Here is a 21,887-nt window from a genome sequence, read left to right as displayed (position 1 = left end):
TTCTTTATACTAACTTATAGTTTTTTATTGAATTCTTTTCAAATAATTCGTGAGTTTCTTTAGAAAAAACTGCTTTACTAAATGAATCTAAATACTTCTCTCCATGTATATCACTACCTACAAAATCTACTAAACCATTGTCCGATAGATATTTTGCTGCAGCTTTTGGTTTTTTACCATAAAAACCAATCAAAGAGTTAAGATTTATTTGAAACCTAACTCCACTTTGTTTTAATTTATCATATTTAGAAAAGTTTGATGAAAAATAAGAATATCTCTCAGGGTGGGCTAAAATAGGCCTATAACCTTTTGAAAGTAGATTAAAAATAGTTTGTTCTAGCCCAAAAGGTTTACTCGTATATGAAAGTTCAAACAAAACATATTTGTCTTTTCCAAAATATAATAAATCATCTTTTTCAATAAGTTCAAGGAAATTTTCATCAAAATAGTATTCTGCAGAAGCAATAACTTCTATATCAATATTTCTATTTTTTAGTTCTTGTTTGAGTTTTTCACAGCCATCTAAAATAATCTCTTTTGTATTTGGATATCTATGAGCCATAATATGTGGTGTTGTAATAATCTTATTAAATCCAAGATTTTTTATACCTTGTACAATTTGTATTGATTCATCTAAAGTTTTTACACCATCATCTATCCCTGGGATTAGATGAGAGTGTAAATCTGTTGTATAGTATTCAGGTTTATAATTTTTTGACTTCTTTTGAAAAATTGAACTAAAAAGTTTTTTTACCAAAACCAAACCTTTGTTATAGAGTAATGAATTATATCATTACTCTATTAAATTATAATATAGGGTCTTGTTCAATAAGTAGTGTTAATGTAGTATTTGTTGCTGAGTCTGTAGCTTCATATGTATCATAGTCAATTCCACCTACTGATGTATTTCCATTAGATGACCAAATATTTGAATCTAAGTTTACAGAATCATCAGTGTCTTTATTTATTATCAATGTATTATCATCAGAAATTGCTAAAAAGTCTTCAACTGAAATATTTGATAAAATATGTTCACCCGTATAGTTCAAATCTATTGATTCAACTTGAGTATTATCAGGAATTGATCCTAAAAGATCAGCCATACTATAAGTTCCAGCATCATCTTCTAAATATAATGTACCAGATTCTAATCTTGTATCAATAGCATCTCCACTTACTGCTACACTTACTGTCTTAGCTTCACTATAGTCTGTTCCATCATATGCTGTTACATCGAATGTTATATCCATTGTTTGATTCTCATCTAATGTATCTATCTCTTCACTATAGATTACTATATCATTCTCATTTGCGCCTAAGCTTTCCCAATTGCTATCATATATTCCATCTCTTAGTTGGAATACTCCATTTGTATCTCCTGTTAAATCTGTCCCATTTACTACAAATGTTGATTTCCCATCATCTAATGACACTGTTAAGCTTACATCATCTACATCTTCTACACCTAATAGATTATATATATCTTCTAATGCTATTATTTTATAGTAGTTAGGAATACCTGTTGAATTATCTGCAAAGTCACTCTCACTTAAGGCACTCATTGTTGGTTCTTCTACTGTGATTACTGGGATATCATTCTCTCCACTTACTGCTACACTTACTGTCTTAGCTTCACTATAGTCTGTTCCATCATATGCTGTTACATCGAATGTTATATCCATTGTTTGATTCTCATCTAATGTATCTATCTCTTCACTATAGATTACTATATCATTCTCATTTGCGCCTAAGCTTTCCCAATTGCTATCATATATTCCATCTCTTAGTTGGAATACTCCATTTGTATCTCCTGTTAAATCTGTCCCATTTACTACAAATGTTGATTTCCCATCATCTAATGACACTGTTAAGCTTACATCATCTACATCTTCTACACCTAATAGATTATATATATCTTCTAATGCTATTATTTTATAGTAGTTAGGAATACCTGTTGAATTATCTGCAAAGTCACTCTCACTTAAGGCACTCATTGTTGGTTCTTCTACTGTGATTACTGGGATATCATTCTCTCCACTTACTGCTACACTTACTGTCTTAGCTTCACTATAGTCTGTTCCATCATATGCTGTTACATCGAATGTTATATCCATTGTTTGATTCTCATCTAATGTATCTATCTCTTCACTATAGATTACTATATCATTCTCATTTGCGCCTAAGCTTTCCCAATTGCTATCATATATTCCATCTCTTAGTTGGAATACTCCATTTGTATCTCCTGTTAAATCTGTCCCATTTACTACAAATGTTGATTTCCCATCATCTAATGACACTGTTAAGCTTACATCATCTACATCTTCTACACCTAATAGATTATATATATCTTCTAATGCTATTATTTTATAGTAGTTAGGAATACCTGTTGAATTCTCTGCAAAGTCACTCTCACTTAATCCTGCTAACATTGGATCTTCTACTGTGATTACTGGGATATCATTCTCTCCACTTACTGCTACACTTACTGTCTTAGCTTCACTAAAGTCTGTTCCATCATATGCTTTTACATCGAATGTTATATTCATTGTTTGATTCTCATCTAATGTATCTATCTCTTCACTAAAGATTACTATATCATTCTCATTTGCGCCTAAGTTTTCCCAATTGCTATCATATATCCCATCTCTTAATTGAAATACTCCATTTGTATTATCTGTTGAGATATCTGTCCCATTTATTGTAAATGTTGAGTTCCCATCATCTAATGACACTGTTAAGCTTACATCATCTACATCTTCTACACCTAATAGATTATATACTTCTTCTAAAGATATTATTTTATAGTAGTTAGGAATACCTGATGAATTCTCTGCAAAGTCACTCTCACTTAATCCTGCTAACATTGGATCTTCTACTGTGATTACTGGGATATCATTCTCTCCACTTACTGCTACACTTACTGTCTTAGCTTCACTAAAGTCTGTTCCATCATATGCTTTTACATCGAATGTTATATTCATTGTTTGATTCTCATCTAATGTATCTATCTCTTCACTAAAGATTACTATATCATTCTCATTTGCGCCTAAGTTTTCCCAATTGCTATCATATATCCCATCTCTTAGTTGGAATACTCCATTTGTATCTCCTGTTAAATCTGTCCCATTTACTACAAATGTTGATTTCCCATCATCTAATGACACTGTTAAGCTTACATCATCTACATCTTCTACACCTAATAGATTATATATATCTTCTAATGCTATTATTTTATAGTAGTTAGGAATACCTGTTGAATTATCTGCAAAGTCACTCTCACTTAAGGCACTCATTGTTGGTTCTTCTACTGTGATTACTGGGATATCATTCTCTCCACTTACTGCTACACTTACTGTCTTAGCTTCACTATAGTCTGTTCCATCATATGCTGTTACATCGAATGTTATATCCATTGTTTGATTCTCATCTAATGTATCTATCTCTTCACTATAGATTACTATATCATTCTCATTTGCGCCTAAGCTTTCCCAATTGCTATCATATATTCCATCTCTTAGTTGGAATACTCCATTTGTATCTCCTGTTAAATCTGTCCCATTTACTACAAATGTTGATTTCCCATCATCTAATGACACTGTTAAGCTTACATCATCTACATCTTCTACACCTAATAGATTATATATATCTTCTAATGCTATTATTTTATAGTAGTTAGGAATACCTGTTGAATTATCTGCAAAGTCACTCTCACTTAAGGCACTCATTGTTGGTTCTTCTACTGTGATTACTGGGATATCATTCTCTCCACTTACTGCTACACTTACTGTCTTAGCTTCACTATAGTCTGTTCCATCATATGCTGTTACATCGAATGTTATATCCATTGTTTGATTCTCATCTAATGTATCTATCTCTTCACTATAGATTACTATATCATTCTCATTTGCGCCTAAGCTTTCCCAATTGCTATCATATATTCCATCTCTTAGTTGGAATACTCCATTTGTATCTCCTGTTAAATCTGTCCCATTTACTACAAATGTTGATTTCCCATCATCTAATGACACTGTTAAGCTTACATCATCTACATCTTCTACACCTAATAGATTATATATATCTTCTAATGCTATTATTTTATAGTAGTTAGGAATACCTGTTGAATTATCTGCAAAGTCACTCTCACTTAAGGCACTCATTGTTGGTTCTTCTACTGTGATTACTGGGATATCATTCTCTCCACTTACTGCTACACTTACTGTCTTAGCTTCACTATAGTCTGTTCCATCATATGCTGTTACATCGAATGTTATATCCATTGTTTGATTCTCATCTAATGTATCTATCTCTTCACTATAGATTACTATATCATTCTCATTTGCGCCTAAGCTTTCCCAATTGCTATCATATATTCCATCTCTTAGTTGGAATACTCCATTTGTATCTCCTGTTAAATCTGTCCCATTTACTACAAATGTTGATTTCCCATCATCTAATGACACTGTTAAGCTTACATCATCTACATCTTCTACACCTAATAGATTATATATATCTTCTAATGCTATTATTTTATAGTAGTTAGGAATACCTGTTGAATTATCTGCAAAGTCACTCTCACTTAAGGCACTCATTGTTGGTTCTTCTACTGTGATTACTGGGATATCATTCTCTCCACTTACTGCTACACTTACTGTCTTAGCTTCACTATAGTCTGTTCCATCATATGCTGTTACATCGAATGTTATATCCATTGTTTGATTCTCATCTAATGTATCTATCTCTTCACTATAGATTACTATATCATTCTCATTTGCGCCTAAGCTTTCCCAATTGCTATCATATATTCCATCTCTTAGTTGGAATACTCCATTTGTATCTCCTGTTAAATCTGTCCCATTTACTACAAATGTTGATTTCCCATCATCTAATGACACTGTTAAGCTTACATCATCTACATCTTCTACACCTAATAGATTATATATATCTTCTAATGCTATTATTTTATAGTAGTTAGGAATACCTGTTGAATTATCTGCAAAGTCACTCTCACTTAAGGCACTCATTGTTGGTTCTTCTACTGTGATTACTGGGATATCATTCTCTCCACTTACTGCTACACTTACTGTCTTAGCTTCACTATAGTCTGTTCCATCATATGCTGTTACATCGAATGTTATATCCATTGTTTGATTCTCATCTAATGTATCTATCTCTTCACTATAGATTACTATATCATTCTCATTTGCGCCTAAGCTTTCCCAATTGCTATCATATATTCCATCTCTTAGTTGGAATACTCCATTTGTATCTCCTGTTAAATCTGTCCCATTTACTACAAATGTTGATTTCCCATCATCTAATGACACTGTTAAGCTTACATCATCTACATCTTCTACACCTAATAGATTATATATATCTTCTAATGCTATTATTTTATAGTAGTTAGGAATACCTGTTGAATTATCTGCAAAGTCACTCTCACTTAAGGCACTCATTGTTGGTTCTTCTACTGTGATTACTGGTGCTTCATTACTACCATTTACGGTTAAAGATACAGTTGATAAATCTACTAAGATACCATCTGTTGCTTGATAATCAAAGCTAATTTCTAAATTTTCATTTGGCGTTAATAAATTAAAATATGGACTATTTAAAGTATATGTACCATCGCTTTGCATATCTATTATTAAGGCATTATTTGCTTCTAAAAGATTCACATATTTTTCACTTACAACACCCTCAATTGTAAACTCTCCTGTTGCTAAATCAATATTAACTGGAGCTAAATTATTTAAATAAGTTATTGCATCACTTATTGTTGTTGTAGGTTCTAAAAGAAATGCTTCAATTTCTTGTAACTTTTGACTATCATCAATTACTGCTGATACTAATGGATTACTTACAAATTCAAAAAAATATGTTTTTAAGACTTGTGTAAACTCAGGGGTAGGATTATTTAGTGCAGATACAATTGCCATATTTGTTGTACTTACTGAAATATTTAAATTCCCTGCATATGAGTATTCTATATCATCACCGTTTGTATCAGTTGCATTTCCTGCCACACTTCCTGTAAAATTATAATCTACAATCTCTACTCCACCAATTGTAATGTCATTTAAATCGTTTTCTTCTACTATATTTGATTCTTCTGTTGCAACGGGTGCATCGTTTGAACTAAACTCATTCTCTAAACTTTCTGCTTCAACTTGAATCTCAGCCATTGTTGCAAATGGGTCTAGGGCATTAACAGATTCTTCAACTTGTACATTAATATTAGCAATACTTGATGAAATCTCTTCAAAGTCTAAACTCGGATTATTATTTGTAATTTCTTTCATAAATGTTTCAATATCAGAAGGATCAGATAAATCAAAACTAGGATTATCTTGAAGAATTTGTGCTAATGAATCAAAAGCTAGTAATGATGCATCTGCTTCACTTCCCCCTTCTAAATTACTAAATAAAGCCGCACTTAAATTTACTAAGTTTGAAATTTGTACAGCAATAATTTGAACTTGTGGATTTTGTTCTTCAATTGGGTCATAATTTAATAAATCAATATTTGTATCCAAGCCAAAAGTAGTAGCAATTAAATCTGCTGCGTCGCTTTCAGTTAAACCATCTTCTACAAGTTCACTTATTAGTGTAGTTAAAGGTGAAACTGTTGTTGATCCAGCAGGAGCAGTATAAAACCCTTCAAATGTTAACCCAGTAGAGATATCTGTTCCACCAAAAGCTACAATTGGTCCTGCATCTAATTCAGCCTGTGTTAATCCAGTAAAACTAAAATCCCCATTTCCATCAGTTGTTGTAAAGTTCTCACCAGCTTCTAAAGTTCCATTACTATTTGCATCAATAAATACTGTTGAACCTGAAATATATCCATCAATTAGTTTTCCTGAATATAATATAGGAGAAATACCTGTTTCGTCATTGTTTTGATTTAAATTAACAAATAAAGGAAGAAATCCATTTTGTGTAAGTTCATTGTTGATATCTAATCTTCCTGCAAGTGCAGAAGTGTTATCAAATGTTAGTTCATTGTCTTGAGTTGAGTTTTGAGTTCCATCACCTTGAGTAATAACTTCACCACCAGCAGCTGAAGCTTCCAGTGCACTTGCCAAATCAGAAATACTATACGTGTTTTCAGTATCAGTTTCAATTAATTTAATTAGATCAGACCCATCATTTGAATTAAGAATATCTACCATCCCTTTTAAAACTATTTTAAAAGTTTGTGCATTATCATTGAATGTTAAAGTTAAGTCTTCTCCATTATTTGTAAGCTCTGACATATAAGATATATTAGAAGACAATTCGATATTTATTGTCTTGCCTTTTTGGAAATCTCTTAAAATCAATTCATTAATGTCATTCTTTGACATAAGATTTTCTAAATTTATACTTTTTTCATATTTTTCTATTGATAACATTGAGTATCCTTCATAATTTTATAAATAATATAATAACAAAAAAGTAGTCACTTTATAGTTACATAAAGAAAATTCTAAAGATTATTTGTAACTAATTATGTTATGATAAATTTATGAATGTATCGTTAAACAAAATCCTTAAACAAAGTAATGTCTTATATCTTTCTAATAATGATAAATTATGTAAGCAAACAATTAATATCTTAAAACTTTTTTTTAAAAAAATAATTTTTAGAGACAACATAGAAGATGCTATTTCAGCATTTGACAATATATTTATACATTTAATAATAACAGAAATAGATTTGTATGAATCAAATGGAATAGAGTTTATAAAAAAAATTAGAAGTATAAATAATAAAATTCCTATTATCGTAATTACAGAGAACAAGAGTATAGATGTCTTATTAGAAGTAGTTAAGTTAAACTTAACTGATTATATTATTAAGCCAATAGATGTAAATAAATTAATCACCAGTTTAAATATTAGTGCTAAAAAAATATACAATAGTGGAGAGATTATAAATATAATAAATGATCATCTTACATATAACTATTTAGAAAAATCTCTTCTTTATGATGAATCTGTAATAAATTTGACAAAAAAAGAATCAAAGCTATTTGAACTTTTATTGTTGCATAAAAATAAAATTGTAAAAATTGAAGATATAAAAAAACATATATGGATAGATAAGGAAGTTTCTGATTCTGCATTAAAAACAATGTTCAGTAGATTAACAAATAAAATAGGAAAAGATGTTATAACCAACTCATTTGGAGTTGGTTATGGGATTTATGAAAATTAATTTTCTTATTTCTGTAACTTCTTTACAATCTTTATCATATACTCAGCTGAATTTTTAGCAGATGATTTCAAAAACTCATCAAAATCAAATCCTGCATCCATGTCAGCAGTATCAGAAATAGCTCTTAAAACTAAGAATGGAACATCTAAAGCATCACAAATCACTGCAACACTAGCTCCTTCCATTTCAAGGGCATCTGCTTTAAAAGTGCTTTCTATGAAGTCTTTTCTTTCAGTAGAATGAACAAATTGATCACCTGTAGCGATAGTTCCTTCTAAAACTGAAATTTTATTTTCATGTGCAACATCAAAAGCAACTTGTCTTAACTCTTTTGAAGTCTCAACAAAAACCTTTCCACCAGGAACAAAACCATTTGGATGTCCAAAAGCAGTGATATCTAAATCATGTTGGCAAAGTTTATCAGCAATAATTAAATCACCGATTTTAAGTTTTGGGTTTATTCCCCCTGCAACACCAGAAAAAAGTAAGGTATCACATCCAAATTTCTCAATCATTGTACTTGCTGTCAAACTTGCAAATACTTTTCCTATCTTTGAATAAGCAATTACAATATCAAGACCGTTTAAATTTACTTCATAATATTTATTGTTTGCAAATTCTGTTACTTTTATTTCATCAAAATAGGCTAGAAGAGGTTCAATCTCCTCCTCCATAGCACCCATTATCGCTAATTTAATCATTTAATTCACCTAACACTTTTTCTAAACTTGCCATATCAGAAACATTTACAGTTGGAGTTCCTTTACAAATTTTTCTGTTTAAACCTTTTAAAACAATTCCATTTCCAAACTCAATCATTATATCTACTGTAGAAGCATTAGCACTAACTGATTGTTTATATTTAACAGGAGATACTAATTGTTCTGAAAGTAGTTCAATTGCCTCATCTTTTGTAGAATAAGCTTCAGCAGTAACATTTGAAATAACTGGTGAAAATTCATCTTTTAAATACTCTTCTAAATATGGTTTTAAATTTTCAACTGCAGCTGTTAAAAGTTCACAATGTGATGCAACACTCATATCTAATACAATTGCTCTTTTTGCTCCAGCTTCTTTAAATGTATCAACTAAGCTTTCAAGATCTGATTTGATACCTGCTAAAACTAATTGTCCATCCATATTATAATTTGCTGGCCAAACTTGTTTTCCAAGTCCTTGTTGCTCTTTACAAATATCTTCAACAACTTTATCTCCAAGTCCAACTAAAGCCATCATACCTGCTCCACCACCTGAACAAGCTTCGTTCATAAAAAGTCCTCTTCTATGAACTAATTCAACTGCATCTAAATAATCTAATGCTCCTGCAGCAACTAGTGCTGAAAATTCACCTAATGAATGTCCTAATACAAATTTTGGAACAACATCACATTTTTCTTTAAAAATTGCATTTGCAATTGAACTTACTAGTAAAATTGCAGGTTGTGTATATTCTGTTTGTCCTAATTTATCATTTTCTTCGAAAAGAAGTTCTTCAAAATTTATATTTAATCTTTGGCTAGCTTTACTAATCATCTCTTTAGCGATATCGCTATTTTCAAAAAAATCTTTACCCATTCCTACAGATTGACTTCCCTGTCCAGGGAAAATAAAAGCTACTTTTTTCATCTCTTTTACCTTTTAAATTTAAAATTGAGCAGTATTATACTGAAAGTTTTTATTCATATAAATAAAAAAGCCCAAGAGTAACAAACTCTTGGGCTTTTTGTTTAGTTTTAACTTAGTTTAAAACTGTATATTATCACAAAATATTAACTAGTGGCTACAACCACATCCACCTTGTGATTGTTGTGGTTCAGGCTCAGATGAACAACATCCACCACCTTCACCATGATCGTGTCCACCACCACCGCAGCATCCACCACCCATAGCAGCCATTCCGCCAACTACACCAGTTTGGATCTCTTCTTCAGTTGCATCTCTTAAAGATAATACAGTCACTGAAAACATTAAAGTTTTACCAGCCATTGGGTGGTTATAATCAATTGTTACATCAGAATCAGTAAAAGATTTAACAGTTACTTGAACTGTTTCACCTTGCTCACCAGTTCCATATAAACTCATACCTTCAGTTAATTCAATTCCTGCAAATTGTTCTTTTGGAAGAGTTTGCATTGCTTCTTCATTATACTCACCATAAGCTTCTGCTGGTTGAACCATAACATCTGCTTTCTCATTTTCAGCCATTTCAATAAGTTTAGACTCTAAACCAGGGATAATTTGACCTCTACCAGAAATAAATTCTAAAGGAGCCCCACCAACATTCGAGTCTAGTTGCTCACCAGAATTTGCATCTTTTAAATTATATTCGATACCAATTACTTTTGACATTATTTTCCTTTATAAATTTTATTTTAATTTTCTTAATCGTTTTTCAGCTTCTTTTGCCTCTTTTGAATTTGGGTAAATATCAATTACAGAGGTATAAAAGTTAACTGCATTTCCTAAATCATTTGTTCCTTCAAAGGCAATTGCACTATGAAGAAGCAATTCAGGCATATAATCAGCTTTATCATATAACATCGCTGAAATTTTAAAATACCTGATGGCATCATCATATTTTTCACGGTAATACCACATATTACCTAGATAAAAATTACTTGCCGCAGGCTTATAGTTCCTTTCAATCAACTCCTCAAACATAGGAATTGCTTTAGTAAACCAATCCTTTTTAAATAGTCTATATGCTTCATCAAACATATCCTTACTACTTAAATCGGATGATACCTTTTTTGTTTTAGGTTTTGCTGTAGATTTATTACTAGTTTTTGCGCCTAAAGATTTCTTTAAAGCTTCAAATTCTTCTCTAGTAATAAACTGACTCATATTTGATTTAAACTCTTTCTCTGAAATATAGTTTTTATTAATCTTGTTTAATGTGCTAGTTAATTTTTTTACAGCAAGTTTTAGATTTGCAATGTTTTTTGCAAATTCCTCTTGCATTAATAAAACTTGTTCTATATCTGTACTATGTTTTTCAGTAAGTGTTGAATTCTCTTCAACTTTTTTAATAATCTCATTAATTTTTAAAACTGAACTATTTAATTTTTGTGAATCACCTTCATAAATAGATTCTAAGCCATCAATTCTTTCATTAATTGATTCCAAAGACAATTTTACATCTTTAACTTTTGAATCTACAGTTTCTAAAGTTTTTCTTGTTTTTAGTAAATTTTTTTCAGTAGAGTTCAATCCGTAAGGATTTTTTGAATTTAAATCACCTGCACCAAATGCTGAGACCTCTTCAGCCCCAGCAATAGATGCAAGTAAAAAAAAAGTTAGTGCAAGTTTTTTCATAAATTACTTAACTAATTTGTGCTCTGATCTTCTGTTTTTAGACCAACAATCTTTGTTTTTGTCAGTACATACAGGATTACTTTCACCATAACTAACTACAGAAACAGCATCTGAAGTGATTCCGTCCATAACTAAAGCATCTTTTACAACTTTTGCTCTTTTTAAACCTAAAGCATAGTTATACTCATCAGTTCCCCACTCATCACAGTTACCTTCAACTTTAATTGTAGTTCCAGATTGGATACCAGCTAATTTTGAAGCATTTGATTTTGCAACTTCTTTCATATCTGAAGTTAAGCTATATTTATCAAATCCAAAATAGATATTTTCAACAAATACTTTTTCTCCATTAATCATGTAGTAGTAACCGTTATTTGCTCTTTCTAACATTGCATCATTGATAACTTCATCTTGAATATTTGAATTATCAATATTATTTAATGCTGATTCAGAGTTTTTTGGAGCTTCATTTCCAACTTCAACCTCTTTTTGACTACATCCAGCAAATAATACTGCTGCAACTAAGAAAGTGTAAATGCTTAATTTCTTCATGGCGTTGTTTCCTTATTTAAAATTTGAACTGATTTTACTAAATCTAAACTTAAGCTCGGTTTACAAGGGTTTTTGAGATTTTGCATATGTTGTAAAATTATTATACATTATCTTAAAATACCCTTTATATTTTACCAATCTATTGACTGGATTTTTCCACTTTTAAGTGGAAATAAATATGATTTATCATGATTAAGTCTAATTATTCCAATAGAACTTCGATCTCTAACTGTTTTTAGAAAAATAACAGACTCCCCATCTGGTGAAAACTTAGGAAATTGATTACTTCCATTTGCAGTTAATCTTTTAAGATAATCTGATTTTGTAGACATTAAATATAAATTAAATGCAAAATCACCAAATTCATTACCTTTGTCTCTACTTGTATAAACTATATAATCTTTAAAAGTTGTTGCTGAAGAGTTGTTTCTTCCGTGGTAGACTAACCTTTCAACTCCTCTACTTCCAAGTTTTTTTGCAAATATATTTGGATAACTTAATCTATCAGAAACAAAAACTATTTTTGAATCATTTTCCACAAATCTAGCTCCAACATCAATACCTTTATAAGTAGTAAGTCTAATTTTAGACTTATTTCTTGTATCATAAAGATAAATATCCGGTTGATAGTCAGGACTTGCAGTAATTAAAACTTTTTTCCCATCTTTGCTTATATCTGAAGCTACTATCATACCTTCACTTTTCATAATAACTTCTCTTTTTCTAGTATAAAGATTAGTTTTTATAAGTGTTGGAATACCTTTATCATAAGTTGTATAATAAAATTCTTCTTGCTTATTTTTATTTGCCCATTTAGGAAAAATATTTAGTCCACCTCTGATAACTGCTTTTTGAAAAGTCAAAGTGTAGTCTGCAATTACAATATCAGCTTTTCTCGCTTTTTTATATTGTGAAAATAAAACAAACTTATCCATCCACTCAATTGAAGGGGCTTTTAGGTGTTTATTAATAGCAATTGAAATTCTATGTGCTAAAAACGGATATCTATCTTCTAAAGAAGTTGTAAAACTTCTATTAAATACTAGCTGTCTACTATTGATATCAAATAATTTAACCATGACAGAAATTCCACCAAAACTGCTAACTTGTGTATTTATATTTAAAAATAAATCTGTACCTCTATTTGAGAGAGTAAGAACATTTGGCATTGAATTATAATCAACACTTTCATTTGATTTTAAAACATCAAAATGACCACTTATTTCAAGATCTTTTTCGACCATTTTTTTAATTTTAGTTGTTAATGGTTTTTTCATTGTATTAGGTGAAACACCAATCTCTACTTTTGGAAGATTTGTAGAATTTTTTACAATATCAAGTTCTGCATCAGCTGCAAAAACAGAAATAGAAAATATTAAAACTGAAACAATTAATTTTTTTATCATTTATTTATCCTTCTGATTTAAAGTTTATAATAATATCAACTTTAGAGTTAATTTTGTGTGTAGGAAAGCTTTCATTTGTTTGATTTTCTAAAAACTCTTTTAATGATTGATCAAATCTATCATTACCAGAATATTTCATTACTCTATAATCAAATACTCCACTATTTGTAATCATTACAAGAACTTTTACTGTAAGACCTGGCTCTAAAAGTGATGGATTCCATCTTTGCCATAAAATCTCTTTAATTTTTGAAAAATATTCATGCTCTTCACCATTTGAAGTTGCAGATGTTTTTGGCATATTAGTTGTTGTTTTTGTATCATTTAAAAGTTTATTTACATTTAAATTATCAGTCTTCTTTTGTTTTTGAAATTTTGATTTAAACCTACTTGGGTCTAATGATTCTTTAACGGTACTAGTGTTTTCTTTAACAACTTTCTTTGCAGTTGTTTTTACCTTTGCAAAAAGTGACTTTGCATCAACTCCTTTTTGTTCACTTGACCTTGATGTTGATTTTTTCACTATTTCTTTAGGTTTAGGTTTCACAACACTTTTTTTAGCGACTTTTTTTTCAGCTGCTTTTGTTGAAATCAATTCTAACTCTAAAACAGTAGTTTTTGAAGAATCATATTTTTTTGGTTTTGGTGCATATATATAAAATAAAAAAGAGAAACATATTGCTAAATAAACTGTAATTGATAAGAATCCAGATAGATAAAAAATACCTTTTTTTTCCATGATTATCCATCAGTTATTAATGCAACTTTGTAAAAACCAGCTTCTTTTACTGATTTTAATACAAACATAATATCATTATAAATTAAAGTTTTTTCTGCTCTTATATGAATTGGAGTATTTCTATCTTGTTCCTTTGCAAATAAAACAAAGTTATCAGGGAAACTGTCAAGTTCATATTTCTTTTTATTTACAATTACTACTCTATCTTTTGTAATTAGTATATTGATTTTTTTCACTGCTTGAATTGATTTTGAAGCACTTCCTTGAGGAAGATTAATAGGTTCTTCAAACTCTATAACTGGTGCAGTAACCATAAGTATTGCAAGTAACACTAACATAATATCAACTAAAGGAGTAATATTTAAATCAGGTTTTTGGTTATAATCAAACACTATTTACCCTTTAGCTATCAAAATTTCTGATTGTGCCTTTATATAAGTATTTAACTCATAAACTTTTCTTGTCAAAATTTGATGAAAAGTATAAGCAAATATAGCTACAAAAATACCAGCTGCGGTTGCAACTAAAGCTTCACTAATTGCAGGTGCAATAACAGAAAAACCAACTTTACTTTCATTTGAAAATTTTGCAAATGATTCAAGTATACCAACTACAGTACCAAATAATCCAACAAAAGGTGCAGTTGAAGCAATAATCGATAACCATGTTATACCAACACTTGCATCTTTTATAATATTAATCTCACAAGCATTTAATATTTCTTTTGTATGAACATTATTAGAACATTTGTGTAATGCAGACATTGGAGATAAAGTAGAACTTCTAGAAGTTAAGTCATCAAGTGATTTTTTTTCATTGAAAATAGAAGATTTAATAGAAAGATATCTATAAATAAAAATCCAAAAACATAAAACGAAGTAAAATGAGAGTGTCAATAACACTAAAAGTGTTATTGCACTACCATTACCTAAATAGTCTAAAGCTGTATCAATCATTCTTGTCTTACGCGAAAGAGTTGATTTTAGCTTCTACTGCTGCTAAAGAAACGTTTGCTTCTTTAACAGAATTAACTAAGTCTTTTGCAGCCTCAATGTTTTTAGCGATTTCTGAATCTTTTCCAGCTGTTAGAGCAACTGCTCCATCAACTAAACAATCAACAGATGTTTCACTAACTTTTACATGTCCCCAGTTAATAGCGACAGCTTCAGTTGAGTCTGATTTTTCTATAATAATTACGCCAACTGTTAGTGAAGAAACTAAAGATGCATGTCCAGGTAGAACACCGAACTCTCCCTCTTTTCCAGGAAGAGTTACACTCTTTACATCATCACTAAAAATTTGACCATTTGGTGCAACTATCGATAATTTTAATGTATCCATAAAGCCGCCTTTAATTACTTCATTCCTTCAGCTTTTGCTAAAACTTCGTCAATTCCACCTACCATATAGAATGCCATTTCTGGAATATCATCGAATTTACCACCTAAGATTCCTTGGAATCCTTCAATAGTATCTTTCAATTCAACATATTTACCTGGGCTTCCTGTAAATACTTCTGCAACGAAGAATGGTTGAGAAAGGAATCTTTCGATTTTTCTAGCTCTAGCAACTACAAGTTTGTCTTCTTCAGATAATTCATCCATACCAAGAATTGCAATAATATCTTGTAAATCTTTATATTTTTGAAGAACTGATTGAACACCTCTTGCAACATCATAATGCTCTTGTCCTAAAATATCTGCAGATAAAATTCTTGAAGAAGAATCTAGTGGATCAACCGCTGGATAAATCCCTTTTTCTGCAATTTTTCTGTTAAGTACTGTAGTAGCATCTAAGTGTGCGAATACTGATGCAGGAGCTGGGTCAGTTAAGTCATCCGCTGGTACATATACAGCTTGAACAGAAGTAATAGAACCTTTGTTTGTTGATGTAATTCTTTCTTGTAATTTACCCATTTCAGAAGCTAATGTTGGTTGGTAACCAACTGCTGAAGGGATTCTTCCAAGAAGTGCTGACATTTCAGAACCTGATTGTGCAAATCTAAAAATATTATCAACGAACATAAGTACATCAAGTCCTTTTTCATCTCTGAAGTACTCAGCCATAGTAAGACCTGTAAGTGCGATTCTATTTCTTGCACCTGGAGGCTCACTCATTTGTCCATAACAAAGTGCAACTTTGTCAAGTACGTTTGAGTCTTTCATTTCATAATAAAGGTCATTTCCTTCTCTTGTTCTTTCACCAACACCAGCAAATACAGAATAACCAGAGTGCTTAAACGCAACATTGTGAATAAGCTCCATAATAATAACTGTTTTACCAACACCAGCACCACCAAATAGTCCAACTTTACCACCTTTAGAATAAGGAGCAAGTAAGTCTACAACTTTAATACCTGTTTCGAACATTTCAGTTTTCGTAGATTGCTCTTCGAAAGTAGGAGCAGCTCTGTGGATTGACCATTTTGTTGTATCTTCAGGAATTGCTTCACCTTCATCTACTGGATCACCAATTACATTAAAGATTCTTCCAAGTACAGCTTCACCAACTGGAACTTGAATAGGTCCACCTTGAGCAATACACTCTTGACCTCTTTGAAGACCTTCAGTCATATCCATAGCAATAGTTCTAACTCTGCTATCACCAATGTGTGCAGCAACCTCAAGTACTAATCTGTCTGCTTTAGCATCAGCTTGAGTAACTTCGATTGCTTCATTTATTTCTGGCAAGTATCCGTCGAACTCTACGTCAACAACAGGACCCATTACCTGAATAATATTACCTTTCATACGGGCAGCTCCTTTATATTATTTTAATGATTCAACACCACTGATAATCTCTATCAGCTCGGTTGTAATTGCAGCTTGTCTAGCTTTATTATATTCAACTGTTAAACTATCAACTCTTTCTTTTGCATTATTCGTTGCAGCATCCATTGCTTGCATTCTTGCACTGTGCTCAGCTGCAAGTGAATCAATTAAAGAGTAGTACATATTAAAATCAATGTATTTAGCAGTTAATTCTTCTAACACTTCTTCATCATCATCTGGTTCAATTTCTAACATAGATGATTCATTTTCTGAAACCTCTACATCTTCTAAACTAATTGGAAGTAATTCTCTTACTCTAATTTCTTGAGTAAGCATATTTAAAAATCCATTATAAACCAAGATTACTTTATCTGTTTGACCATTTTGGAAATCTTTAACAACTTCGTCAATAAACTCTGCAGCTCTATCATAATCAGGAGCAGAAGATAAGTCAGTTACTTTTTGTTCTAACTCAGCACCTTGGAAAGAAAAGTAGTCAACACCCTTTCTTCCTGCAGCTCTATATCTTACTTTTGCACCTATAGCTTCATAATCAGCTGTAAGTTTACTAACTGTTTTAATTGTTGCCATGTTAAAACCACCACAAAGACCTTTGTCAGCTGTAACAAAAACTATATCAACAGTTTTTGGATTTTCAACTGGTGTGAAAACTTTATTATCATTTTCACCCTCTTGAACTTTGCTAACTCTGTTTGCAATCTCAGAAAGAACTTCATTAATCTTCTTTGCATAACTTCTAGCTTGTTCAGACAACTGTCTAGTTCTAGTAAGTTTTGCAGAAGATACAAGCTTCATAGCTTTTGTAGTCTTCTGAGTGTTTTTAACACTTCCAATTTTTAATTTAATCTCTTTTAAGTTAGCCATAGACTATCCTTATTTAGCATTAAAAACAGTTTTAAACTCTTCTAATGCAGCTTTTAATGCTGTTTCTGTTTCATCATCTAATTTTTTCTTAGATTTGATGTCATCTAGAATATTTGCATATTTTTGCTCAATAAAAGTATGTAATTCAGCTTCGAATTTAACAACATCTTGAACTTCGATATCTTCTAAGTAACCTTTTGTTCCAGCATAAATGATAACTACTTGTTTTTCAATTACAAGTGGTTTATTAACACCTTGCTTTAATACTTCAACCATTCTTTGACCAAGTTCTAACTCTTTTCTTGTACTTTCGTCAAGGTCAGATGCAAACTGTGCGAATGCTTCAAGTTCTCTATATTGTGCAAGTGATAATTTTAAAGTACCAGCAACTTGCTTAGTAGCTTTAATTTGTGCAGCACCACCAACTCTTGATACAGAAAGACCTACATTAATTGCTGGTCTAATACCTGAGTTAAATAGGTTAGTTTCAAGGAAAATTTGCCCATCAGTAATAGAAATTACATTTGTTGGAACATATGCAGCAACGTCTCCTGCTTGAGTTTCAATAATTGGTAAAGCAGTTAACGATCCAGCTCCTCTTTCATCAGAAAGCTTAGCTGCTCTTTCTAATAATCTTGAGTGTAGATAAAATACATCCCCTGGATAAGCCTCTCTACCTGGAGGTCTTCTTAATAATAAAGACATTTCTCTATATGCAACTGCATGTTTTGATAAATCATCATAAATAATTAATGCGTGTTTTCCATTATCTCTAAAGAATTCACCAATAGTAACACCAGTATATGGAGCTAAAAATTGTAATGCTGAAGATTCAGAAGCACCAGCGTTAACAACGATTGTATAATCCATTGCTCCACCATCTTCTAAAGATCTAACAACAGAAGCAACTGAAGATGCTTTTTGACCTATTGCAACATAAATACAAATTACATTTTCACTTTTTTGGTTAAGAATTGTATCAATAGCAACTGTAGTTTTACCAGTTTGTCTATCTCCAATAATAAGCTCTCTTTGCCCTCTTCCAATAGGAACTAGTGCATCAATTGCTTTAATACCAGTTTGTAATGGTTCATGAACTGATTTTCTAGCCATGATTCCAGGAGCTTTTTCTTCAACGAATCTAGATTCTGAAGATTCAATTGCACCTTTACCATCAATTGGATCACCAAGAGCATTAACAACTCTTCCTACCATAGCTTCTCCAACTGGAGTCTCTAATAATTTACCTAATCTTTTACAAGAAGAACCTTCTCTTAATCCTTCTCCAGATCCAAGTACAACAACACCAACTGAAGACTCTTCTAAGTTTGAAGCAAGACCTCTCTCACCATTTTCAAACTCTACAATCTCTCCAGCCATAACGTTCTTAAGACCGTATACTTGTGCAATACCATCTGCAAAAGAGATGATTTTTCCCGTTTCGTTAACATCTACATTTAATTCAAAGTTATCAATTCTTTCTTTGATGATTGAACTGATTTCATCTGCTTGAATTTTTGCACCCATTCAATTTCTCCTTTATAAGTTCTAAACTGCTTTTAAAATATGATCAATCATTTGTGATTTTAATCTCTCTTTTGAGAATGAAATCTCAACACCAAGAGAATCAATATCTACCTTAATACCATCATAATCACAAACGTTTTGTGATAGTGATAAATTAACATTAAATTTTTTACTAAATTGTTCTTCAATTGAAGACATGTATTTAGCATCTAATTCATTGTTAGTGTACACTACACCTGTATATGAGTTATTCATTATTGCGATTTTAGCTTCTAAATCTTTTACAATTTCTGGAATAAGTTCAAGTCTTTTGTTAGCCCCTAGTAACTTAACAAAATTCTTTAATTCATCTCCACTATTTTCAATAAATGAAATAACTAATTCAACCTTTTCACTATTTCTAACTTCTGATGAAGCTATAATAGATACAAACCTTTCATCAGCAAAAGCTGAAGAAATAGCTTTTAAATCATTACAAATAGCAGTTGCAGACTCAACATCTCTACCATCCAATAATGCCTTAACATATCTTTTCGCTATTAAATCATTCATTACGCTACCTTCTTAAGAACAATATTTGCTAACTCATCTTGCGATAATGAAACATTGTCTGAACTCAATAGCTCTTCAAGAATTTCAGAAACAATTTGTTTCTTTGCTTTAGAAGTTTCAACTTTGATTCTTTCGTCAAAGCCTTTGTTTAAGTTTGCGATTTCAGCATCAACTGCTTCAGCAACTTTTTTCTTAACAGAATCGATATCTGCTTTTGCAGTTTCAACAATTTCAGCTGCTAAAGCTTTTGATTCTTCAAGTTTTTTATTTGCATCTTCTACTTTATCTTTTGAAGCTTTTAAAGTATCTTGTACTTTATCAAGCTCTGCTTGAATTGAAGCAGTTCTATCTGCAAAATATGCTTTGATTTTATCAGCAAGCAAATACCATAAAATTCCAGCAAAAATTATAAAGTTAACGGTTCTTTCAACTATATCATAGTTTGTTTCCGCACCTTCACTATTAGCGAACAATGCTACAGGAGCCAGCGCTAATCCAAGTAATAATAATTTTTTCAACCCTAACCTCCTAATTAAATTGAGCTAATCTTAGCTTTTAAGCTCTCATTAAATTGAGGCAATGCAGCTACTAATGATTCTTTTAAAGCTTTTGTTTCTGTTTCTAAATCTTTTGTAAAGTTAGCAGATTTAGCTTCTAGATCCTCTTTAGCACTTGCAAGTTTTGCATCAGCAACTTCTTTCGCTTCGTTGTATGCTTGCTCTCTAATTGCAGCTGCTTCTTTTTTAGCTTCAGCAATAACATGATTTGCTTCTTCTAACATCCCATCTACATCAGCAGAGTTTGATTGAGCGTTTGTCAAGTCTTTTTTAATAGACTCCGCTCTATCATCCATATGCTTTAATAGAGGTGTAAATAGACAGCTGTTTAGTCTAGCAACAACTAAGAGAAAGATTACTGCCGTACCTAGCAATAATACAGGACTTATGTCTAACATTCATTCCTCCATATTTTTTACAGTTTAGTTTGACTAAAACTGCCTAAATTTTATCCAAAAGTATTATAAACTTATATTAAAATGAGTAAATTAAGAAAAGAATTTTAAAAAGTGTTACCAAAGTAATTAGAAATCTTCTCAATATCTTCTTGAGACTTGATTTCTATCTTAAAATAGTTTTTTTCAGCCTTAACTTTTAAGTTAGATTTTTTAAGATTTTCAATGGCAGATTCAAGTGGTTTAAAATCAAAGTTTTTGTTTTTTGCCTTAGCTTTTTTTTCAGAAGAATCATCTTTTGATGATTTTAATTTTTTCACTAGACTTTCTGTTTCTCTAACTGACAACTTTTGTCCAATGATTGAATCAGCAACTATTCTTTGTTGCTCATCGTTTAGGCCTAGCATAACTTTTCCATGACCTGCACTAATCTTGTTATTTGCTAACAATTGTTGTACATAAGAACTTAATTGTAAAAGTCTAAGTGTATTTGTAATTGATGTTCTAGATTTGAAAACTTTTTTCGAAAGTTCTTCATGAGTAATTGAGTGTTCGTTAATTAATTGAGCATAAGAATAAGCTAATTCAATTATATTTAAATCATCTCTTTGAATATTTTCAATTAAAGCTAATTCCCTTAATTTGAACTCTTCAATATCAATAATTATTGCCTTAATTGTATCAAAATTTGCTAGTTTATGTGCCTTTAGTCTTCTCTCACCTGCAATTAAAATATAACCATCAGTTTTATCTTTAATTACTGTAACAGGTTGAAGTAAACCGTGAGATAAAATTGAATCAGAAAGCTCTTTTAACTTCTCTTCATCAAAAATTTTTCTTGGCTGATTAGGATTGGGTTTTATCTGATTAATATCTAATTCAATAATCTTATTATTATCATTTGATTTATCATAATTATTTGAGTTGTTGTAAGCTGTTTCAACTTCACCTAAAAGTTCCCCAAGTCCTCTACCTAATGCCATTATTT

20 protein-coding genes are annotated in these 21,887 nt (G+C 31.0%); 1 reads left to right on the top strand and 19 read right to left on the bottom strand.

The window, feature by feature from the left end; genetic code table 11:
* Window positions 1-4: 4 nt before the first annotated feature.
* A complete protein-coding gene (locus tag AC2TY9_RS08150; protein WP_489776903.1) occupies window positions 5-757 on the bottom strand; it encodes a tyrosine-protein phosphatase in 753 nt (250 codons plus the stop codon).
* A gap of 49 nt (window positions 758-806) precedes the next feature.
* Entirely contained in the window at window positions 807-7,394 is a 6,588-nt protein-coding gene (locus AC2TY9_RS08145; RefSeq protein ID WP_489776902.1) for a VCBS domain-containing protein, read from the bottom strand.
* 113 nt (window positions 7,395-7,507) lie between these two features.
* Between AC2TY9_RS08145 and AC2TY9_RS08140 the strand changes: the two genes are divergently transcribed.
* Window positions 7,508-8,200, top strand: coding sequence for a response regulator transcription factor (locus AC2TY9_RS08140; RefSeq protein WP_489776901.1), 693 nt, complete (start codon window positions 7,508-7,510; stop codon window positions 8,198-8,200).
* A 5-nt stretch (window positions 8,201-8,205) separates the two neighbouring features.
* On the opposite strand, the gene AC2TY9_RS08135 is transcribed toward AC2TY9_RS08140, so the two are convergent.
* The 17 genes from AC2TY9_RS08135 to AC2TY9_RS08055 all read right to left on the bottom strand — a co-directional run bounded on the left by AC2TY9_RS08135 (window position 8,206) and on the right by AC2TY9_RS08055 (window position 21,882).
* Complete coding sequence (locus tag AC2TY9_RS08135; RefSeq protein ID WP_489776900.1) at window positions 8,206-8,901, bottom strand: 5'-methylthioadenosine/adenosylhomocysteine nucleosidase; 696 nt, start codon at window positions 8,899-8,901, stop codon at window positions 8,206-8,208.
* Window positions 8,894-9,826 carry an ACP S-malonyltransferase gene (gene fabD, locus AC2TY9_RS08130; RefSeq protein WP_489776899.1) on the bottom strand — a complete coding sequence of 311 codons (933 nt, stop codon included), beginning with the start codon at window positions 9,824-9,826 and terminating at the stop codon, window positions 8,894-8,896. The genes AC2TY9_RS08135 and fabD overlap by 8 nt, the downstream gene beginning before the upstream one ends.
* A 147-nt stretch (window positions 9,827-9,973) precedes the next feature.
* Window positions 9,974-10,552, bottom strand: coding sequence for an FKBP-type peptidyl-prolyl cis-trans isomerase (locus AC2TY9_RS08125; RefSeq protein ID WP_489780417.1), 579 nt, complete (start codon window positions 10,550-10,552; stop codon window positions 9,974-9,976).
* Between the two features lie 15 nt (window positions 10,553-10,567).
* Window positions 10,568-11,515 carry a tetratricopeptide repeat protein gene (locus tag AC2TY9_RS08120; RefSeq protein WP_489776897.1) on the bottom strand — a complete coding sequence of 316 codons (948 nt, stop codon included), beginning with the start codon at window positions 11,513-11,515 and terminating at the stop codon, window positions 10,568-10,570.
* 3 nt (window positions 11,516-11,518) lie between these two features.
* A complete protein-coding gene (locus AC2TY9_RS08115; RefSeq protein WP_489776896.1) occupies window positions 11,519-12,067 on the bottom strand; it encodes an OmpA family protein in 549 nt (182 codons plus the stop codon).
* Window positions 12,068-12,198: 131 nt separating this feature from the next.
* A complete protein-coding gene (tolB, locus tag AC2TY9_RS08110; protein ID WP_489776895.1) occupies window positions 12,199-13,473 on the bottom strand; it encodes a Tol-Pal system protein TolB in 1,275 nt (424 codons plus the stop codon).
* A 4-nt stretch (window positions 13,474-13,477) separates the two neighbouring features.
* Window positions 13,478-14,212, bottom strand: a complete 735-nt coding sequence (locus tag AC2TY9_RS08105; RefSeq protein ID WP_489776893.1) for a TonB C-terminal domain-containing protein — start codon at window positions 14,210-14,212, stop codon at window positions 13,478-13,480.
* Between the two features lie 2 nt (window positions 14,213-14,214).
* A complete protein-coding gene (locus tag AC2TY9_RS08100) occupies window positions 14,215-14,604 on the bottom strand; it encodes a biopolymer transporter ExbD (protein WP_489776892.1) in 390 nt (129 codons plus the stop codon).
* Window positions 14,605-14,607: 3 nt separating this feature from the next.
* Window positions 14,608-15,168: a MotA/TolQ/ExbB proton channel family protein gene (locus tag AC2TY9_RS08095; protein WP_489776891.1), complete on the bottom strand. Its 561-nt coding sequence runs from the start codon at window positions 15,166-15,168 to the stop codon at window positions 14,608-14,610.
* Window positions 15,169-15,175: 7 nt separating this feature from the next.
* Window positions 15,176-15,553: an ATP synthase F1 subunit epsilon gene (atpC, locus tag AC2TY9_RS08090; protein WP_489776889.1), complete on the bottom strand. Its 378-nt coding sequence runs from the start codon at window positions 15,551-15,553 to the stop codon at window positions 15,176-15,178.
* Window positions 15,554-15,567: 14 nt separating this feature from the next.
* On the bottom strand, window positions 15,568-16,962 hold the full coding sequence (gene atpD, locus AC2TY9_RS08085; protein ID WP_489776888.1) for a F0F1 ATP synthase subunit beta: 1,395 nt from the start codon (window positions 16,960-16,962) through the stop codon (window positions 15,568-15,570).
* An 18-nt stretch (window positions 16,963-16,980) separates the two neighbouring features.
* Window positions 16,981-17,868, bottom strand: coding sequence for an ATP synthase F1 subunit gamma (atpG, locus tag AC2TY9_RS08080; RefSeq protein ID WP_489776887.1), 888 nt, complete (start codon window positions 17,866-17,868; stop codon window positions 16,981-16,983).
* 9 nt (window positions 17,869-17,877) lie between these two features.
* A complete protein-coding gene (atpA, locus tag AC2TY9_RS08075) occupies window positions 17,878-19,395 on the bottom strand; it encodes a F0F1 ATP synthase subunit alpha (RefSeq protein ID WP_489776886.1) in 1,518 nt (505 codons plus the stop codon).
* Between the two features lie 21 nt (window positions 19,396-19,416).
* The gene (locus AC2TY9_RS08070) at window positions 19,417-19,947 is read right to left on the bottom strand and encodes a F0F1 ATP synthase subunit delta (protein ID WP_489776885.1); all 531 of its coding nucleotides are present in this window, start codon (window positions 19,945-19,947) and stop codon (window positions 19,417-19,419) included.
* On the bottom strand, window positions 19,947-20,465 hold the full coding sequence (locus AC2TY9_RS08065) for a F0F1 ATP synthase subunit B (protein WP_489776884.1): 519 nt from the start codon (window positions 20,463-20,465) through the stop codon (window positions 19,947-19,949). Before AC2TY9_RS08065 ends, AC2TY9_RS08070 begins: the two co-directional genes overlap by 1 nt.
* 14 nt (window positions 20,466-20,479) lie before the next feature.
* Window positions 20,480-20,902 carry a F0F1 ATP synthase subunit B family protein gene (locus tag AC2TY9_RS08060; RefSeq protein ID WP_489776883.1) on the bottom strand — a complete coding sequence of 141 codons (423 nt, stop codon included), beginning with the start codon at window positions 20,900-20,902 and terminating at the stop codon, window positions 20,480-20,482.
* A 104-nt stretch (window positions 20,903-21,006) separates the two neighbouring features.
* A complete protein-coding gene (locus AC2TY9_RS08055; RefSeq protein ID WP_489776882.1) occupies window positions 21,007-21,882 on the bottom strand; it encodes a ParB/RepB/Spo0J family partition protein in 876 nt (291 codons plus the stop codon).
* Window positions 21,883-21,887 lie beyond the last annotated feature (5 nt).

This window comes from Arcobacter sp. ISO1, from assembly GCF_058105185.1.
This window is presented reverse-complemented; position numbering and strand designations above follow the sequence as displayed.

Excerpts from the sequence above, each read along its gene's own strand:
- AC2TY9_RS08145 (WP_489776902.1), bottom strand. The coding sequence starts at position 7,394 with ATGTTATCAATAGAAAAATATGAAAAAAGTATAAATTTAGAAAATCTT.
- AC2TY9_RS08140 (WP_489776901.1), top strand. The coding sequence starts at position 7,508 with ATGAATGTATCGTTAAACAAAATCCTTAAACAAAGTAATGTCTTATAT.
- AC2TY9_RS08135 (WP_489776900.1), bottom strand. The coding sequence starts at position 8,901 with ATGATTAAATTAGCGATAATGGGTGCTATGGAGGAGGAGATTGAACCT.
- fabD (WP_489776899.1), bottom strand. The coding sequence starts at position 9,826 with ATGAAAAAAGTAGCTTTTATTTTCCCTGGACAGGGAAGTCAATCTGTA.
- AC2TY9_RS08120 (WP_489776897.1), bottom strand. The coding sequence starts at position 11,515 with ATGAAAAAACTTGCACTAACTTTTTTTTTACTTGCATCTATTGCTGGG.
- AC2TY9_RS08115 (WP_489776896.1), bottom strand. The coding sequence starts at position 12,067 with ATGAAGAAATTAAGCATTTACACTTTCTTAGTTGCAGCAGTATTATTT.
- tolB (WP_489776895.1), bottom strand. The coding sequence starts at position 13,473 with ATGATAAAAAAATTAATTGTTTCAGTTTTAATATTTTCTATTTCTGTT.
- AC2TY9_RS08105 (WP_489776893.1), bottom strand. The coding sequence starts at position 14,212 with ATGGAAAAAAAAGGTATTTTTTATCTATCTGGATTCTTATCAATTACA.
- AC2TY9_RS08095 (WP_489776891.1), bottom strand. The coding sequence starts at position 15,168 with ATGATTGATACAGCTTTAGACTATTTAGGTAATGGTAGTGCAATAACA.
- atpC (WP_489776889.1), bottom strand. The coding sequence starts at position 15,553 with ATGGATACATTAAAATTATCGATAGTTGCACCAAATGGTCAAATTTTT.
- atpD (WP_489776888.1), bottom strand. The coding sequence starts at position 16,962 with ATGAAAGGTAATATTATTCAGGTAATGGGTCCTGTTGTTGACGTAGAG.
- atpG (WP_489776887.1), bottom strand. The coding sequence starts at position 17,868 with ATGGCTAACTTAAAAGAGATTAAATTAAAAATTGGAAGTGTTAAAAAC.
- atpA (WP_489776886.1), bottom strand. The coding sequence starts at position 19,395 with ATGGGTGCAAAAATTCAAGCAGATGAAATCAGTTCAATCATCAAAGAA.
- AC2TY9_RS08070 (WP_489776885.1), bottom strand. The coding sequence starts at position 19,947 with ATGAATGATTTAATAGCGAAAAGATATGTTAAGGCATTATTGGATGGT.
- AC2TY9_RS08060 (WP_489776883.1), bottom strand. The coding sequence starts at position 20,902 with ATGTTAGACATAAGTCCTGTATTATTGCTAGGTACGGCAGTAATCTTT.
- AC2TY9_RS08055 (WP_489776882.1), bottom strand. The coding sequence starts at position 21,882 with ATGGCATTAGGTAGAGGACTTGGGGAACTTTTAGGTGAAGTTGAAACA.